Raw genomic sequence first — 16,697 nt, 5'->3', positions numbered from 1 at the left:
CCCGGCGGTGCTGAGGGTGGCGGAGAAGTTGACCGGGCGGCCGAAGTCGAGGTACGTGGGATCGGCACCCACGCCCCAGTCGGGGAACGCCCGGATCTTCAGCGGCTGCACCTGGCGCAGGTCCCAGCTGGTGTCCCAGGTCTTGACGATCTGGCCGGACGCGTCGCGCAGGCCGATGACGGTCGTCCACGGGTAGTAGAACGGCGCCACGCCGTCGTTGCGCATGGTGACGCCGACCTTGAAGGTGCCGGACGCGGTCGCGTTGAAGTTGGCCTGCGGGATGTGCAGGTTGTAGCCCATCTTGCGCACGCCCGCGGCGACCTTCGGGTCGCTGGTGCTGTAGCCGCCCGCGCCGATCTGGTTGATCATCCACGTGATGTGGGTGAGCTCGGTCGCGGCGAGGACGTCGTCGACCTGGTTGTTCCCGCCGGGCCAGCCGGCGTAGAGGCTGCCCTGGATCTCGGGGCGGGCCTCGCCGCCGATCGACTGCGTGACCCAGCGGTTCTCGGTGCCGGTGTTGAGCTGCAGCTGCAGGAACGCGTCGTCCCAGCCGCCCATCGACACGGGCAGCGTCATGCCCTTGAGCTGGCCGTTGCGCCATTCCTTGTACGGCCACGAGTCGTCGTGGAACCCGATGTTCGCGTTCTCGGTGCCGGCCAGCGGGTAGCGCACCTCGAGCTGGATGTTGTCGAAGGCGGTGTCGTAGGCGCCGATGATCGTGCGGATGGTGGCGTCGGTGGGCATCAGGTCGGGATAGCCGTCGGCGGTGTCGCGGTCGTAGGGCCAGGTGTGCCACTCGCCCCACAGGCCGACCAGCCCCAGCGACATGAAGCCGATGCGCGGGTCGGCGGTGCCGCCCGCGCCCGCGTGGTCGTAGCGCGCCGCGAAGGCGTTGATGAAGCCGACCAGGGCGTTGATCACGTCGGGGTCGTCGTAGTCGGGGCTGACGGTGCCCCAGAAGCCGTTGGTGCGCAGCGCCATCTTGCCGTTGAGGCAGGGCGGGATGCCGTTGCCGGGGTGGGTGCCGCTGCCGCCGGGGTACTCGAGGTAGAACCGGAACGCGACCTGACGGCCCCAGACCGCGGCCTCGTCGAGGGCCTTCTCGAAGACGCTCCAGTCGAACGCGGTACAGCTGGCGGGGTCCTTCATCACCTCGTTGAGGGCGAAGTAGCTCCAGACGAGGCCGCCGGGGTACTTGGTGGACAGGTTGTCACCGGGGAACAGGTACGGCGCGAAGCCCTTCAGCGGCTGGCCGAGCGGGGCGTCGGCGTAGGCGTAGGTGTGGGTGGTCAGGCCGGTGTCGGCGGCCGGGCCGACCGGCGGGCGCGCCGGGGGACCGGCCGGGGCCGCGCTCGCGGCGGTGGGCAGCAGCAGGATGGACAGGGCCGCGACCGCGGCGGTGACGAGTCGCCTCATCGCACGCTCACCGTGCCCAGCGTCAGCCAGCCGGTGCGGGTGTCCTGGGTGGTGTTGGCGAACCGCAGCGGGGTGCCGTTCGGCAGCGGGTTGGCCACGCGCATGACGATCGTGTACCGGCCGTCGCGCAGGTCGCCGGTGTCGATGCGGGTGGTCAGCTGGGCGGCGTCGGCGCCGGGCTGGATGCCGGCCATGGTCCACGCCGTGGGCCAGCGCCGCACGACGCGGCCCTTGCCGTCGACGGCGGCGAGCTCGGTGCGCCAGTCGTAGTAGAACGGCGCGGCGCCGCGGTTGGCGACCCGCACCGTCACCCGGTCCCGGCCCAGCGCCGCCGCGGTGACGGTCAGCTCGTAGCCCAGCGCCCGTGACGCGGCCACCGCGCGGCCGCGCTTGTCGCCGGTGAAGCCCGGCTCGAACGCCGCGTGGTTGATCAACCAGGAGGCGTGGGTCTGCGCGACCGACTCGGCGTAGTCCTCGTACTGGCCGCAGCTGACCGGCGCGTCCCACAGGCAGCTCTGGATCTCCGGCCGCAGCTCGCCGCCGACGGGCTGCTGCCGCCACTTCCCGGTGACGCCGTTGTCGATGAGGCGCTGCACGAAGTGCCACGACGTCGGCGGCAGCGTCTCGAACGCGAACGAGTCGTCGTGGTACCCGATGTTGAGGTCCTTGTTCTCCGGGCTGGGGTAGCGGGCCAGCAGCCTGGTCCGGTCGAACGCGGCCTCGTAGCGGCTGAGGACCTTCACGAGGACGTCGGTGGCCGGCATCCAGTTTTCGGGCTGGGTGTAGCCGTCGTAGGGCCAGGTGTGCCACTCGCCCCAGAAGCCGATGAGGCCGAGGGTGACGAACCCGATGCGGGGGTCGCCGTCGTACCGGCGGCCGAAGGCGGTGATGAAGTTCTCCAGGGCTTCAGTGAGCCGCGGGTCGTTGTAGTCGGGCGCGACGCTGACGCCGTTGTTGCCGAAGTCCGGGTAGGCGTGGGTGGTCAGGCCCTGGTCGAGCAGGTACTGCGGGATGCCCGTCGGCTTGCCCGGATAGTCCAGGTAGAACCGGAACACGGCCTGGTGACCGCGCGCGGCGATGGCGTCGAGCTGGCGCTCCAGCGCGTCCCAGCGGAACTGCCGCGGCCCGCTCATGACGTCGCGCAGGGGCAGGTAGAACCACTCCATGCTGTACGGGAAGGTCTGGTAGCTGCCGGCGTACGGCAGGAAGCCCTTGAGGGGGTTGTCCGCCGGCGCCGGGGTGTACGACAGGCTGGTCCATTGTGGACCGCCGCTGGTCGGGTGGGCCGCGGCGGGCGTGCCGGCGGCCAGGGTGAGGGCCGCCGTGGCGGCGACGGCGAGACGCATTGCTCTGCTCATGACGATGTACCTCGATGAGGTGTCCGGCGGGGCGCGGGGTCCTCGGCCGGTCGGGGGCGGGAGTGGTCCGGCGACCGTCGCGCGACCGGTCGCCGGGTTGGAACACATCGACGCTGATCAGGGTGCGGGCAGGGCAGATCGTGCCGCCACCCGTCCGCGGCGCCACAGGCAATACGAAGAGCTATTGGAGAATTTACGATGGCCTACATCATTATTCGAGAGCCGGGCGGCTGGCAAGACCCCACCCGGACATCGATTGGCTGTCCCGGGCGAACCCGGCAAACCGGACGGGACTACTCGATCGGCGCTGCCTCGCACTGCTCCGGGTCGGTGGCGCGGGCCGGTGACGGACAGGCTGTGCGGCGGGCGGCCCTCCGGTCCGCTGTACCTTCCGGCGGGTGAAAGCGCACCGGATCGAGTCGGGCGTGTTACGGCCGGCGTGCGGAGTGATGACGGGCGGGTTTCCCGGCCGGTGAGGGCGACGTGATCGGAGGATTTCGGCCGTGCAACACGTCGGTACCGTCCGCCGCACAGACTCGACCGGAATTCGAGGGCGCCCGCTAGCCGCCGGAGGAGCGACGTCGTGTCCTATGTGAACCCATCCGAGCTCGCCACCAAGATGATCGACGCCGGTGAGGCGAAGGTCTTCATGTCCACCCGGGACACGCTGATCCGGGCGTACATGGCCGGCGCGATCCTCGCCCTGGCCGCCGCCTTCGCCGTCACCGTCACCGTGCAGACCGGCCAGCCGGTCGTCGGCGCGCTGCTGTTCCCGGTCGGCTTCTGCCTGCTGTACCTGCTGGGATTCGACCTGCTCACCGGGGTGTTCACGCTCGTGCCGCTGGCCCTGATCGACAAGCGGCCCGGTGTGCGGCTGCGGGGCGTGCTGCGCAACTGGGGCCTGGTGTTCGCCGGCAACTTCGCCGGTGCGCTGACCGTCGCCCTGATGATGGCGGTCATCTTCACCTTCGCCTTCAGCGTCGACCCCAACGCGGTCGGCCAGGCCATCGGCAAGATCGGGGAGAGCCGGACGGTCGGCTACGCCGACCACGGCGCCGCGGGCATGCTGACGCTGTTCATCCGCGGCGTGCTGTGCAACTGGATGGTCTCCACCGGCGTGGTCGCCGCGATGATCTCGACCAGCGTGTCCGGCAAGGTGATCGCCATGTGGATGCCGATCCTGGTCTTCTTCTACATGGGCTTCGAGCACTCGGTCGTGAACATGTTCCTGTTCCCGTCCGGCCTGCTGCTCGGCGGCGACTTCTCGGTCGCGGACTACGTCGTCTGGAACGAGATCCCGACGGTCGTCGGCAACCTCGTCGGCGGCATCACGTTCGTGGGCCTCACGGTCTACGCGACCCACGCCCGCACCGGCGCGTCCCGCCGCCGCCCGGCCGCTCCCGCGCCCGCCCCGGTCGCCGAGGACGCCGGTGTCCTGGTGCAGTAGGCACGGCCGGAGACACCCTCGGACGCCACTTTCACCCCGGCCCAACGCACCGGCGCCCGGTAGGCCCATCACTGCGGGTAGGGTGCAGCGATGGATCGCACCGCGCTGGTGACCGGGGCCTCGTCGGGGATCGGGAAGGCGACCGCGGCCGCGCTGGCCGCGCGGGGCTACCGGGTGGTCGGCACCAGCCGTGACCCCGAGTCGCTGACCGCCGGGCAGCGGCCGGACGGGGTGTCGTTCCTGCCGCTCGACCTCGGCGACGACGCGTCGATCGAGGCGCTCGCGGGCGCGGCCGGCCCGGTCGACGTGCTGGTCAACAACGCGGGGGAGAGCCAGTCCGGGCCGTTCGAGGAGCTGCCGCCCGACGCCCTGCGCCGGCTGTTCCAGGTCAACGTGCTCGGCCCGGTCCGGCTGTCCCAGCTCCTCCTGCCGGGCATGCGCGAGCGCCGCCGGGGCCGGGTGGTGATGGTCGGCTCGATGCTGGCGTCGTTCCCGCTCGCCTACCGCTCGTCGTACGTGGCGTCGAAGGCCGCGCTGCGGGGGTTCAGCGACGGCGCCCGGCACGAGTATTCCCCGTTCGGCGTCTGGCTGACCACGGTCGAGCCCGGGTCGATCAGCACCGGGATCAGCGAGCGGCGCACGAGGTACACCCGGGAAAGCTCCCCGCACCGAGCGGACTTCGACCGGATGCTGGCGGCGCTGGACCGCAACGAGCGCTCGGGCGCGTCGGCGGAGCGGGTGGCGGCGACGATCGTCAAGGCGATCGAGGCGCCCCGGCCGAGGGCGCACTACGCGGTGGGCAGCAACGCGGCGCTGGTCTTCCCGCTGCGCCGCCTGCTGCCCTCCTCGTTGGTGGAGAAGGCCACCCACCGCCGGCACGACCTGCGCCGCTGACCGGGGCCGTCGCGGCCGTCAGCGTCGAGCGTCGCTTCGGGGAAGTCGCGTCAGGGCAGCGCCTTGATGATGGCCTCGGCGGTCTGCGTCGAGATCGCGCAGTGCTGGTCCATCGTCCCGTTCGTGCCGGAGTTGCCGATCACCCAGAGCGTCTGCGCGTCGGACAGCCCGACGTACAGGTTGCAGCCGGCCAGCGCGTCGGTCTGGTTGGCCCGCACCGCCGGATGCCCGGCGACCTGCAGCTCGACGAACTCGGTGAAGATGGCCCGGTTGTTGTACGTGGTCTCCAGGCCCGACCTGGGGTTGACCGAGACGATGAGGGTCTTCATCCAGTTGCTGCCGGTGCCGACCCAGTTGCAGGTGTCGAGCCTGGCGGTCGCTCGCGCGGCCGGCGTCAGCTTGCCCGGCCCGAGGCCGATCGCGGAGACCGTGGCGGCCGGCACGAGGTCGCACGGCGACTTCCCGGAGCCGTCCTTCGGGGTGGCGACCTTCGGCGCGCCCGGCCGCCCTGGCGTGGGCGAGACGTCGGCCGACGTCGGCGCGGCCGCCGCGGCCGCCGAGGATGCCGAAGCGGCCGGAGCACTCGACGACGAGGCGCCGGGGTCCGCGTCCGAACCGCACGCCGCGAGCGCGGCCACGAGCGCCGATCCGGCGAGTACCTGCAGAGCTCTCATGGCCTGTAGATCATGGTTGGTGCGGCGCACGGGCCGGAACCCCCGACCCGCGGATGCCGGGGTGTCCGAACAGCGCGTCCTCTTCGCCGCAGCGCCGAGACGTTCCGGCCACCGGCGTTCTCGCCCGCGGCTAACCGGCGCGTTCGTGCGCGATGCGAGAACCCGGCTGATCCTGGTGGTGCTGGACTGATGGGCCCGACACTGGCCGGCCCCGGGGCGCGCGGCTGCGGCGCGGTCTTGGGTCAGGCCGCGTCGACCAGTTGGTGCGGCGGGGCGGTCACCGTGCGGGCGCCCGGGGGGCCGGCCAGGACGACCTGGCGCTGGGAGATGTTGTTGCTCGGGTCCGTCTCGTACAGCCGGCGCTCCGGGTTGGCGGTCACCTCGACGTAGTAGGTGCCGTTGGGCAGGTCGGTGATGTCGAACGACTGGCCGGGCAGGTCCTGGCGGTAGGTGTCGCCCGAGCCGACGTCCAGCACCTGGCGCAGCGATGCGACGGTCCGTCCGCCGCAGCCGACCCGCAGGTCGTTGTTGGCCGGCTGCCAGTTGGCGTGCGGGACGGTCAGGTCGATCGGGTCGGTCGAGGACAGGCAGAATCCGGTCTTCTCGCTCGTGGTGACCTGACGGTACTGCGCGTCGAGCATCCGGTAGCTCGCGAAGTCAGCGAGGTGCCAGTGCCGGTGGCCGTCGCGGTCGTCCCACCGCAGCACCCCGGCCGGGGCCCAGCCGACCGTGCGCCCGTCGCCGTCCAGGAAGTACTGGTAGGCGTCCATGGTGCCGGTCTCCTCCCAGCGGTACGCGTCGATGACCAGCGGCGCCGGTCCGGCGTTCCACACGGTCGCGAAGAACGCCAGGTAGTCGCGGCCCGCGTCGTGCTTGACGGTCATGCCGCCGGCCGGGAGGGGGCGCAGGTCGGGTCGCGGCCAGTCGGAGATCACGGCCGGTCCGGTCGGCCGTGCCGCCTTGGCCTGCAGCGGGGAGAGCGTGGCCTCCGGCGGCGCCGCGGGCACCTGCGCCGCCGGGCCGTCGACGACGGTGAGCGCGACGGTGGCGCTCGCCTTGTCCGCCGGGATGTTCAGCAGCGCGCGGTACCGCTCCGCGATCGCGATCCGCGCGGTATACGCCCCGGGTGGCAGGTCGACCGGCGCGCCCACCGGGTCGTGGACGGACGCCGACCAGCCGGCCTGGATGCCCCACACGGCGCCGAGCGCGAACGGGTTGGTGGAGCAGCGCGCCGGATACGGCGAGGTGGCCGGCGCCGACGGCCGGCGCCGGGCCGGGCGGTGCCCGGGGCAGAACGTCGGCTCGACCGTGCGCACCGTGGCGCCGCCGGCGTCGGCGATCGTCACCCGGACGAAGCCGGGCAGGCCGGCGAGGTCCTTGAGCAGCCCGTCCGTCAGCGCCCGGTCGCGGACGCCGATGCGCTCGACGGCGACGATCGGGTGACCGTACGACCGGCGGGTCGCGCGGATCTGCCACGGCGCGCCATCGACCACGAGGTGGGCGTCGAGGTCGAGGTCGACGCCGAGCGCACCGTGACGCTGCAGGGTCACCTCGGCGGACGCGGCGACCAGCGCGAGCCGCGGCCCGTCCGGCGCCGGCTGCGGGTCGGGCGCGCAGCCGGCCAGCAGCACGGCCAGCCCGACAAGCGCCCTACGCAGGAGCGATCCACATCGGCTTGTGGCTGTCCGTGCGGCCCGGCTCCAGCACGACGACCGGCCCCGGCTCAAGCGGCGGACCGTCCAGCCACACCGACTCGTCGCTGTCCTTCGCGACGGCGGCGTGGACCGGTGCGATCGTGGCCGTGGCCAGCAGTGCCGCTGCAACGCCCAGCATTGTTCGACGAGCTGCCATCCTGATCCCCCGCGATCCGGCGCACGAGCGGTCGAGTGACCGAAGTATCGCACGGCCGCGCGTCGATGGCCGCCCCGCGAATCCTCGTCGCCCACGGCGATGCCGCTGATGTCGACCACCACAGGTGCATGCCGGGCGTCAGGCGGCGTAGTTGCGCAGGACCCGCAGCGCCGCTTCCGCGTCCGGGCCCTCGGTGTGCAGGCCGGCGTCGGCCGGGGCCAGGCGATGGGCGCCCACCCGGCAGAACGCGCCGGCCGCGCCGCGGATGGCCGATGCCGCCGAGCGGTTGCCGAAGTGCCACACCGTGCCGTCCGGGGCGGTCAGCTCGCAGTACACCTCGGCCGGGGGCAGGCCCGCCAGGCGGAACGCATACGGCAGGGTGCTGTGGCCGAGCCAGGCGATGTGCCGCAGCCGGGCCGTGTCCGGATACGCGATCCGCAGCGGGCCCGTGACGTCCAGCGCGTGTGCCCAGTGCTCGGCCACGCGGGTCGTGGCCAGCGTGCGGGGCTTCAGCGCGCCGGCCACCCAGCGCACCGGGCGGCCCGGGGCGGCCTGCCGCAGCGCTTGTACCGCGGCCCGGCGCGCCGCCTGCCAGCGTGCGAACACCGTCTCCGACGGCGCCCGCTCGGCCTCGACCAGCGCCGCCATCGCGCCGTCGACGGTGTCGCCGAAGCGGTGCCAGTCGGGCGGCCCGCCCGCCACGCTCGCGACGACCGCCTCCTCGGTCTGGGCCAGGTGCAGGACCACGTCCGTCACGGTCCAGCCGGCCGCGGCCGACGGGCTCGCCCAGGCCGACGGGGACAGGCCGGCCAGGACGGCCGCCAGGGCCTCCTGCTCGGCTTCCAGGTCGTCGACGACATCGGGTCCGGTCACAGTACCTCCCACGTCAGCCTCGACGAGACGATACGCCTGAGCGGTCAGCGGAAGGCGGCGTGGCCGGTGACCGTCTGACCGATGATCAGCTGGTGGACCTCCGACGTGCCCTCGTAGGTCAGCACCGACTCCAGGTTCGCCGCGTGGCGCAGCACCGGGTAGTCCAGTGTGATGCCCGCCGCGCCGAGGATGGTGCGGCACTCGCGGGCGATGGCGATCGCCTCGCGGGTGCTGTTGAGCTTGCCCAGGCTGATCTGCCGGTGGTCGAGGGTGCCGGCGTCCTTCAGCTCCGCGAGCTGCAGCGCCAGCAGGAAGCCCTTGCCCAGCTCCAGGGTCATGTCGGCCAGCTTGAGCTGGGTGGCCTGGTAGGCGGCGAGCGGCCGGGCGTAGATCTCGCGGCTGCGGGCGTACTCGACGGCCGTCGACAGGCAGTCGTGCGCGGCGCCGAGCGCCCCGAAGACGATGCCGAAGCGGGCCTCGTTGAGGCAGGACAGCGGGGCGGACAGGCCCGCCGCCGACGGCAGCATCGCGTCGGCCGGCAGCCGCACGCCGTTGAGGACCAGCTCGGCGGTCACCGAGGCGCGCAGCGAGAGCTTGCGGGTGATCTCCGGGGCGGTGAAGCCGGGCGTGCCGGCGGGGACGAGGAAGCCGCGGATGCCCTCGTCGGTGCGGGCCCACACGACGGCGACGTCGGCGACCGAGCCGTTGGTGATCCACATCTTGGTGCCGTCGAGCACCCAGTCGGTACCGTCGCGGCGGGCCCGGGTGCGCATGCCGGACGGGTCGGAGCCGAAGTCGGGCTCGGTGAGGCCGAAGCAGCCGATCGCCTCCCCGCCGGCCAGCGCGGGCAGCCACCGCTGCCGCTGCGACTCCGAGCCGTACCGGTGGATGGCGTACATCGCGAGTGAGCCCTGCACCGACACGAGCGAGCGCAGGCCGGAGTCCCCGGCCTCCAGTTCGAAGCAGGCCAGCCCGTAGGCGAGGGCGGAGGTGCCGGCGCAGCCGTAGCCCTGCAGGTGCATGCCGAGCACCCCGAGCTCGCCGAGCTCGCGGGCGAGGTCGCGGACCGGCAGGCGACCCTGCTCGTACCAGCCGGCGACGTGCGGCCGGACCCGCCGGTCGACGAAGGCGCGCACGGCGTCGCGCAGGTCGCGGCTCTCGTCGTCGATGCGGCTGTCGACGCCGAAGTAGTCCAGCACGGGCAGCGTCACAGCGATCGTCCCTTCCCGAGGTAACCGAGGACGCCCCGGGCGACGGCGACGGCCATCGCGTCGAGCGCGTCATGGGTCATCGCCGCCATGTGCGGCGTCGCCAGGACCCGTGGGTGGTGCAGCAGCGGATCGCCGGGAGCAGGCGGCTCCGGGGCGAACACGTCGACGGCGTAGCCGCGCAGCCGCCCGGCGTCGAGCGCGGCGAGGACGGCGGAGCCGTCGACGACCCCGGCGCGGGCGGTGTTGACGAGCAGCGCGCCCGGCCGCATCGTGGCGAGCGCGGCCGCGCCGATGAGGCCGACGGTCTGCGGGGTCTGCGGCACGTGCAGGCTGACCACGTCGGAGGAGCGGAGCAGCTCGTCCAGCGGCACCAGCCGCACGCCCGGTGGCGGTACCACCGCCGCGACGTCGAAGGCGAGCACCGTCATGCCCAGGCCGAGGGCGCGGGCGGCCACCCCGCGGCCGATCGCGCCGAGGCCGACCAGCCCCAGGGTCCGCCCGGCGAGCATGGTCCCGGTCAGCCCGGCGGCGACGACCGAGGACGGCAGGGAGCGGCCGGCCGGGAACCCTCCGCCCGCGAGGGCCGCCACGGCCGCCGGCAGCTGCCGGGCGAGGGTCAGCGCGGCGAGGAGGACGAACTCGGCGACGGACTCGGCGTTGGCGCCCGGCGTGCTGACCACGGGGATGCCCAGCCGCTCCGCCGCGGCCAGGTCGATGCCGTCGAGGCCGGCGCCGTGGCGGCCGACGACCCGCAGCCGCGGGGCCGCCTCCAGCATGGCGGCGGTGACGGGGGAGGAGCGCACGACGAGAGCGTCGGCGGTGGCGAGCGGGCCGGCGGCGAGCGCGGCCGGATCGGTGACGCCGGCGACGTGCACCTCGCCGGCGGCGCGCAGCAGGTCCATCCCGGCGGCGGCGATCGGCTCGGTGAGCAGGATCCGCATCGGGCTCACCATCCCGTGTAGCAGGTCACCGGCACCGTGTAGAAGTCCCGGGCGTAGCCGCCCTGCTCCCGCGGGCCGTGGTTGGAGTCGCCGGTGCCGCCGAACGGCAGGTGCAGTTCGGTGCCGGCGGTGGGCAGGTTGACGGTGACGATCCCGGCGCGGGCGTCGCGCTTGAACCGCTCGGCGGCGGCGAGGGACGTGGTGACGATGCCGGCGGAGAGCCCGTAGCGCGTGTCGGCGGCGACGGCGATCGCCTCGTCAAGGTCGCCGACCTTGATGACGCAGGAAACGGGGCCGAAGATCTCCTCGCGGGCCACCCGCATGCCGTTGCGCGCGCCGGTGAGCAGCGTGGGCCGCATGAACTGCCCGTCGCTGGTGCCGCCGGCCGCCAGGGTCGCGCCCTCGGCGGCGCCGATCGCGACGTAGCCGAGGTTCTGGGCGAGCTGCTGCGGGCTGACCACCGGGCCGACCTGGCTCTGCGGGTCGAGCGGGTCGCCGACCCGCAGCGTGTCGGCGGCGCCGACGAGCGCGGCCACGAACCGGTCGTGGATGCCGGCCTGCACGATCAGCCGGCTCGACGCGGTGCAGCGCTGGCCGGTGCTGAAGAAGCTGCCGTCGAGGGCGCAGCGCACGGCCACCTCGAGGTCGGCGTCGTCGAGGACGACCAGCGGGTTCTTGCCGCCCATCTCCAGCTGGAAGCGCTTGTTGCCGTGGGCGAGGCACTGGCGGGCGACGTGGGCGCCGGTGGTGGTGCCGCCGGTGAACGACACGCCGTCGACGCCGGGTGCGGTGAGCAGCGCCTCGCCGGCCACCCGCCCGGCGCCGAGGACGAGGTTGAACACCCCCGGCGGCAGGCCCGCGCCGGCGATGATCCCCGCGAGCTCCCCGGCCGAGGCCGGCACCAGCTCGGCCGGCTTGAGCACGACGGCGTTGCCGTAGGCGAGCGCGGGCGCCACCTTCCACGCCGGGATCGCGAGCGGGTAGTTCCACGGCGTGACGACCGCGACCACGCCGAGCGGCCGGCGGCGCACCTCGGCGTGGACGTTGTCCCGCGTGGACGCGTAGACCTCGCCCTGCGGCTGCAGCAGCTGGTGGGCGTAGTAGCGGAAGGTCTGCCCGGCCCGGGCGACCTCGCCGCGGGCCTCGGCGAGCAGCTTGCCCTCCTCGCGGGCGAGCAGGACGGCGAGCTCCTCGGCGCGGCCGAGGATCGTGGCGCCGATCCGGTCCAGGATCGCCATGCGCTCGGCGACGGACGTGCGGGCCCAGCCGGGCTGGGCGGACCGCGCGGCCTCGACGGCGGCGCGGGCGGTGTCCGGGCCCGCCTCGGCGTACTCGCTGACGACCTCGCCGGGCCGGGCCGGGTTCACGTTCGCGCGGCGCTCGCCGTCGACCCACTCGCCGCCGACGAGGTTGCGGTGCAGCACGGTCACACCCCCGCGGCCGCGACGGACGCGGGCTCGGGGAAGTGGCACGCGACCCGGTGCCCGCCGGCGGTCTCGGCCAGCGCCGGCACTGTGGTGGCGCAGACCTCCTGCGCCTTCCAGCACCGGGTGCGGAACCGGCACCCGCTGGGCGGGTCGAGCGGGCTGGGCACGTCGCCGGTGAGGATCACCCGCTGCCGTTGCGTCTCCACCAGCGGATCCGGGATCGGTACCGCGGACAGCAGCGCCTTCGTGTAGGGGTGCCGGGGCGAGCGGTACAGCTCCTCGCACTCGCCGACCTCGACCACGGCGCCGAGGTACATCACCGCGATCCGGTCGCAGAGGTGCCGCACCACGGCGAGGTCGTGCGCGATGAACATCATCGTCAGGCCCAGCTCCTCCTGCAGCTGCTCGAGGAGGTTGACGATCTGCGCCTGGACGGAGACGTCGAGGGCGGACACCGGCTCGTCGGCGACGACGAAGTCGGGCCCGCTGACCAGGGTCCGCGCGATGCCGACCCGCTGGCGCTGGCCGCCGGAGAACTCGTGCGGGTAGCGGTCGTGCCAGCGGTCGCTGAGCCCGACCAGCCGCATGGTCTCCTGCGCCTTCGCCCGCCGCCCGGCGGCCGACAGGTCGGCGTGCACGAGCAGCGGCTCCTCGATGAGCTCGCCGATGGTCATGCGCGGGTTCAGCGACGCGTACGGATCCTGGAAGATCATCTGCATCCGCCGGCGCATCGCCCGCATCCGGCGGCCGCGCAGCGTCGTCAGCTCGGTGCCGTCGAACGTCACACTGCCGCGGCTGGGCCGCAGCAGCTGGAGGATGGCCCGGCCGGTGGTGGACTTGCCGCAGCCGGACTCGCCGACGACGCCGATGATCTCGCCGCGGCGGATGTCGAGGTCGACGCCGGACACCGCGCGCAGGCGGGCCGGCAGCAGCGAGCCCCGGCGGGGCACCTTGAAGTCGACCGCGAGGTCGCGCACCTGTACCAGCGGCGTCATCGTTCCTCCGAGGAATGCACGGCGAACCGGTCCTCGTTCGACAGCCAGCCACCCTCGCTCGGCGGGCGCATGCCCCAGCAGCGGTTCAGCTGGCCCCGGTCCGGGACCTGATGGGTGAGGAGGAGCTCGGGCACGCCGTCGGCGCAGGTCTCCCGGGCGTGCCCGCAGCGGGGCGCGAACCGGCAGCCGGGCGGCATCGCCGTCAGCTCGGGCGGGCGGCCCGCGATCGGCCGCAGCCGCCCGCCGCGGACGAGGTCCAGGCGCGGCACCGAGCCGAGCAGGCCCCAGGTGTAGGGCATCTGCGGGCGGTGGAAGAGGTCGACGGTCTCGGCCCGCTCGACGATCTGGCCCGCGTACATGACGTTGACCCGCTCGGCCATGCCCGCCACGACGCCGAGGTCGTGGGTGATGAACAGGACGGCGGTCGCGGTCTCCCGGGCCAGGTCCCGCAGCAGGTCGAGGATCTGCGCCTGGATGGTGACGTCGAGCGCGGTGGTGATCTCGTCGGCGAGGATGAGCCGGGGGTTGCAGGACAGCGCCATCGCGATCATGACGCGCTGCCGCATGCCGCCGGAGAGCTGGTGCGGGTAGGCCCCGAGCCGGCTCTCCGCGGCCGGGATGCGCACCATCTCCAGCAGCTCGACGGCCCGCGTCCGGGCGGCCCGGCGGCTCAGGCCGAGGTGCGCCCGCAGGGTCTCGGTGATCTGCCGCCCGATGGTGAGCACCGGGTTCAGCGAGGTCATCGGGTCCTGGAAGATCATGGCGATGCCCTTGCCGCGCACGGCCCGCAGCTCGCGGTGGCGCAGCCGGAGCAGGTCGCGCCCCTCGAAGAGCACCTGCCCGCCGGTGACCTGCCCGGCCGGCGGGACGATCAGGCCCATGATGGACTGCGCGGTCGCGGACTTGCCGCAGCCGGACTCGCCCACGAGCGCGACCATCTCCCCGGCGTCGACGGTGAACGAGACGCCGTCCACGGCGGTCACGGAGCCCCGTGCCGCACGGAACTCCGTGCGCAGGTCGCGCACCTCCAGCAAGGCCATCGAATCTCCCCAAAACTCCGGGCTCGAACGTCGCCGTTCGTCAATCGGGAGTGTTGCACAGCCGATCTTCGTCGTCTAGGCTCCGGCGAGCGACGAATTACGTCGATTGAGAGTTGGAGCCCGATGACATCCAAGAGCTCGATCGTGAAGGATCGCAACATCATCCGGGAGCTCGTGCAGGACCCGAGGCAGACCAACGTCGCGCTGGCGGCCAAGGTCGGCCTCTCCGAGGGGTCGGTGCGGCGCCGGATCGACCGGCTGCTCGCCGAGGGCAAGCTGCAGTTCTCCGCGATCCCCAGCGCCGCCTTCATGGGCCGCCCGGTGCACACGATCTTCGAGATCCAGAGCGCTCCCGGCGCCACCGAGCAGCTCATCGACAAGCTCGCCGGCATGCCCGAGATGGCCTACGTCTACCACGTGACCGGCCAGTTCGACATCATCGCCGTCGGCTACTTCGCCTCCACCAACACCATGCGCCGGTTCTGGACCGAAAGCCTGGGTCACCTGGAGGGCGTCATGGAGAGCCGGTCGGTGATGGTGCTGCGGGTGGCCAAGCGGGCGCACGAGTGGGCGCGCGATCTCGCCGGCACCGACGACGAGGACGAGGAGCCGGGCTGGGACGCCGGCGCCGACCCCGGGTTATCCGGTTACGAGCACTGACCGGCAGGGGAGCCCGCCATGCTGCGCATCACGCTGATCCGCTCGCTGACCGTCGTCCCCGTCCTGCTCGGGATCTCGGTGATCTCGTTCCTGGTCATCCGGATGATTCCGGGCGACGTGATCAGCTCCATCATGGGACAGGACTTCGGCGACCCGCACGTCGAGGAGGAGATGCGCCGCTACTTCGGGCTCGACATGCCGTTGCACGAGCAGTTCTTCACCTGGTTCGGCGACCTCCTGCGCGGTGACCTCGGCACCTCGATGCGCACCGGCCAGCCGGTGCTCGACGAGATCCTGCAGCGGCTCCCGTCCACGCTGCTGCTGGCCCTCTCCGCGCTGCTGGTCGCCGTGCTGCTCTCGATCCCGCTCGGGATCCTCAGCGCCACCCGGCGCAACGGGCCGCTCGACGCCGTCGCCCGGGTCGTGTCGCTCATCGGCCTGTCGGTGCCCAACTTCTGGCTGGGCATCCTGCTCGTCTACGTCTTCTCCGTCTCCCTCGGCTGGCTGCCCTCCCAGGGCGCCGGCGAGGGCGGCGGCCTGCTCGACAACCTGCGGTATCTGGTGCTGCCGGCCGTCACCCTGGGCGCCAGCCTCGCCGCGATCAACATGCGGATGACCCGCTCCAGCATGCTGGAGGTGCTCAACCAGGACTACGTGCGCACCGCCCGCGCCAAGGGACTGGCCGAGCGGGTCATCATGGTCCGCCACGCCCTGCGCAACTCGCTCATCCCGGTCGTGACCGTGCTCGGCATCGAGCTCGGCGCGCTGCTCGGCGGCACGGTCATCGTCGAGCAGGTCTTCGCCTGGCCCGGCCTGGGCACGATGGTCATCCGCGGGATCAGCCAGCGCGACTACCCGGTCGTCCAGGGCACCCTGCTCTTCCTCGCCTTCTTCTACGTCCTGGTCAACTACCTGGTCGACCTCGTCTACACCTACCTGGATCCGAGGCTGCGCAGTGGTCACTGACGTCGACACCGTCACGAAGGTTCGGGCGCGCCGGCTCAGCGGCGGCGGCGCGCTGGTGCGGCAGCTGATGAGGGACAAGGTCGGCGCCGTGGGGCTGACCATCGTCCTGCTCATGGCCGCGGCCGCGGCCCTCGCCCCGGTCATCGCGCCCTACGACCCGACCGCGATGTCCAACCAGCGCCTGGCCCAGCCCGGCGGCACCTTCCTGCTCGGCGCCGACGAGGCCGGCCGCGACCTGCTCAGCCGGGCCCTCTACGGTGCGCGCACCTCGCTCGCCGTGAGCCTGATCGTGGTCGGCTGCGCCGCCACCGTCGGCGTGCTGCTCGGCCTGCTCGCCGGCTTCTACCGGGGCGTCCTCGACGCGATCATCACCCCGGTCACCGACATCATGTTCGCCTTCCCGACCCTGCTGCTGGCCCTCGCCGTCGTGGCCGCCCGCGGCCCGGGCACGGAGAACCTGATCATCGCCCTGGTGCTCGTGTTCATCCCGAGCTTCGCCCGCATCGTGCGGGGCACGGCGATGTCCGTGCGGCGCGAGCCGTTCGTCGAGTCCGGGCAGGCGGTCGGGCTGAGCAACGCCCGCCTCATCGTCAAGTACATCCTGCCGAACTCGATCGCGCCGATCGCGGTGCAGTTCACCACGAGCATCGCCTACGCCATCCTCATCGAGGCGTCGCTGGGCTACCTCGGCCTCGGCGTCCAGCCGCCGCAGCCGTCCTGGGGCTCGATGCTGTCCAACGGCAAGGCCTTCATGGAGATGTCGATCTGGCCGTCGGTGGTGCCGGGCGTCTGCATCATGATCGCGGTCCTCGGGTTCAACCTGCTCGGCGACACCCTGCGCGACGTCCTCGACCCGCGGCTGCGTGGCCGCACCAACCGCTGACCCCCTTTGGAGCGCCGGTCTTGGAATCCATCGACGAACATGTCGTCCGCCGGCTCACCGA

Annotated in this window: 16 protein-coding genes; 5 read left to right on the top strand and 11 right to left on the bottom strand. The window is 72.7% G+C overall.

From position 1 onward, the window contains the following. Both IEZ31_RS29800 and IEZ31_RS29795 read right to left on the bottom strand, forming a co-directional pair. The coding region (locus IEZ31_RS29800; protein WP_190253326.1) for a DUF4832 domain-containing protein at positions 1-1,416 on the bottom strand (1,416 nt) is incomplete at its 3' end. Continuing rightward, the gene (locus tag IEZ31_RS29795) at positions 1,413-2,774 is read right to left on the bottom strand and encodes a DUF4832 domain-containing protein (protein ID WP_229835969.1); all 1,362 of its coding nucleotides are present in this window, start codon (positions 2,772-2,774) and stop codon (positions 1,413-1,415) included. The genes IEZ31_RS29795 and IEZ31_RS29800, both read right to left, overlap by 4 nt. Positions 2,775-3,357: 583 nt before the next feature. Here IEZ31_RS29795 and IEZ31_RS29790 point away from each other — a divergent pair. Both IEZ31_RS29790 and IEZ31_RS29785 read left to right on the top strand, forming a co-directional pair. Then, positions 3,358-4,221: a formate/nitrite transporter family protein gene (locus tag IEZ31_RS29790; protein WP_190253325.1), complete on the top strand. Its 864-nt coding sequence runs from the start codon at positions 3,358-3,360 to the stop codon at positions 4,219-4,221. Positions 4,222-4,311: 90 nt separating this feature from the next. After that, entirely contained in the window at positions 4,312-5,115 is an 804-nt protein-coding gene (locus IEZ31_RS29785; protein ID WP_190253324.1) for an SDR family oxidoreductase, read from the top strand. A 50-nt stretch (positions 5,116-5,165) separates the two neighbouring features. Here IEZ31_RS29785 and IEZ31_RS29780 read toward each other — a convergent pair whose 3' ends face one another. The 9 genes from IEZ31_RS29780 to IEZ31_RS29740 all read right to left on the bottom strand — a co-directional run bounded on the left by IEZ31_RS29780 (position 5,166) and on the right by IEZ31_RS29740 (position 14,127). After that, positions 5,166-5,789 (bottom strand): DUF3558 domain-containing protein, encoded by a 624-nt coding sequence (locus IEZ31_RS29780; protein WP_190253323.1) that lies wholly within the window; start codon positions 5,787-5,789, stop codon positions 5,166-5,168. A 242-nt stretch (positions 5,790-6,031) separates the two neighbouring features. Beyond that, positions 6,032-7,420 carry a lysyl oxidase family protein gene (locus tag IEZ31_RS29775; RefSeq protein WP_229835968.1) on the bottom strand — a complete coding sequence of 463 codons (1,389 nt, stop codon included), beginning with the start codon at positions 7,418-7,420 and terminating at the stop codon, positions 6,032-6,034. Positions 7,421-7,439: 19 nt separating this feature from the next. After that, positions 7,440-7,622 (bottom strand): hypothetical protein, encoded by a 183-nt coding sequence (locus tag IEZ31_RS29770; RefSeq protein WP_190253322.1) that lies wholly within the window; start codon positions 7,620-7,622, stop codon positions 7,440-7,442. Between the two features lie 156 nt (positions 7,623-7,778). Beyond that, complete coding sequence (locus IEZ31_RS29765; RefSeq protein ID WP_190253321.1) at positions 7,779-8,513, bottom strand: maleylpyruvate isomerase family mycothiol-dependent enzyme; 735 nt, start codon at positions 8,511-8,513, stop codon at positions 7,779-7,781. A gap of 44 nt (positions 8,514-8,557) precedes the next feature. Beyond that, complete coding sequence (locus tag IEZ31_RS29760) at positions 8,558-9,718, bottom strand: acyl-CoA dehydrogenase family protein (RefSeq protein WP_229835974.1); 1,161 nt, start codon at positions 9,716-9,718, stop codon at positions 8,558-8,560. Between the two features lie 2 nt (positions 9,719-9,720). Continuing rightward, positions 9,721-10,665 carry a hydroxyacid dehydrogenase gene (locus IEZ31_RS29755; protein ID WP_190253319.1) on the bottom strand — a complete coding sequence of 315 codons (945 nt, stop codon included), beginning with the start codon at positions 10,663-10,665 and terminating at the stop codon, positions 9,721-9,723. A 5-nt stretch (positions 10,666-10,670) separates the two neighbouring features. After that, positions 10,671-12,089: an aldehyde dehydrogenase family protein gene (locus tag IEZ31_RS29750; protein ID WP_229835967.1), complete on the bottom strand. Its 1,419-nt coding sequence runs from the start codon at positions 12,087-12,089 to the stop codon at positions 10,671-10,673. A 2-nt stretch (positions 12,090-12,091) separates the two neighbouring features. After that, a complete protein-coding gene (locus tag IEZ31_RS29745) occupies positions 12,092-13,087 on the bottom strand; it encodes an ABC transporter ATP-binding protein (RefSeq protein WP_190253317.1) in 996 nt (331 codons plus the stop codon). Then, positions 13,084-14,127 carry an ABC transporter ATP-binding protein gene (locus IEZ31_RS29740; protein WP_190253316.1) on the bottom strand — a complete coding sequence of 348 codons (1,044 nt, stop codon included), beginning with the start codon at positions 14,125-14,127 and terminating at the stop codon, positions 13,084-13,086. Before IEZ31_RS29740 ends, IEZ31_RS29745 begins: the two co-directional genes overlap by 4 nt. Before the next feature lie 123 nt (positions 14,128-14,250). On the opposite strand from IEZ31_RS29740, the gene IEZ31_RS29735 reads away from it, so the two are divergent. From IEZ31_RS29735 to IEZ31_RS29725, 3 genes are read left to right on the top strand one after another with little or no spacing between them, the layout of a single operon-like run. Beyond that, positions 14,251-14,787, top strand: a complete 537-nt coding sequence (locus IEZ31_RS29735; protein WP_190253315.1) for an Lrp/AsnC family transcriptional regulator — start codon at positions 14,251-14,253, stop codon at positions 14,785-14,787. 18 nt (positions 14,788-14,805) lie between these two features. Further along, on the top strand, positions 14,806-15,753 hold the full coding sequence (gene nikB / locus IEZ31_RS29730) for a nickel ABC transporter permease (RefSeq protein WP_190253314.1): 948 nt from the start codon (positions 14,806-14,808) through the stop codon (positions 15,751-15,753). Then, positions 15,743-16,636 (top strand): ABC transporter permease, encoded by an 894-nt coding sequence (locus IEZ31_RS29725; protein ID WP_229835966.1) that lies wholly within the window; start codon positions 15,743-15,745, stop codon positions 16,634-16,636. The genes nikB and IEZ31_RS29725 overlap by 11 nt, the downstream gene beginning before the upstream one ends. The last annotated feature ends 61 nt before the right edge of the window (positions 16,637-16,697 follow it).

This window comes from Dactylosporangium sucinum (assembly GCF_014647515.1).
GTDB lineage: Bacteria > Actinomycetota > Actinomycetes > Mycobacteriales > Micromonosporaceae > Dactylosporangium > Dactylosporangium sucinum.
The sequence above is the reverse complement of the archived record's forward strand: the minus strand, read 5'-3'. Positions and strand labels throughout refer to the sequence as shown.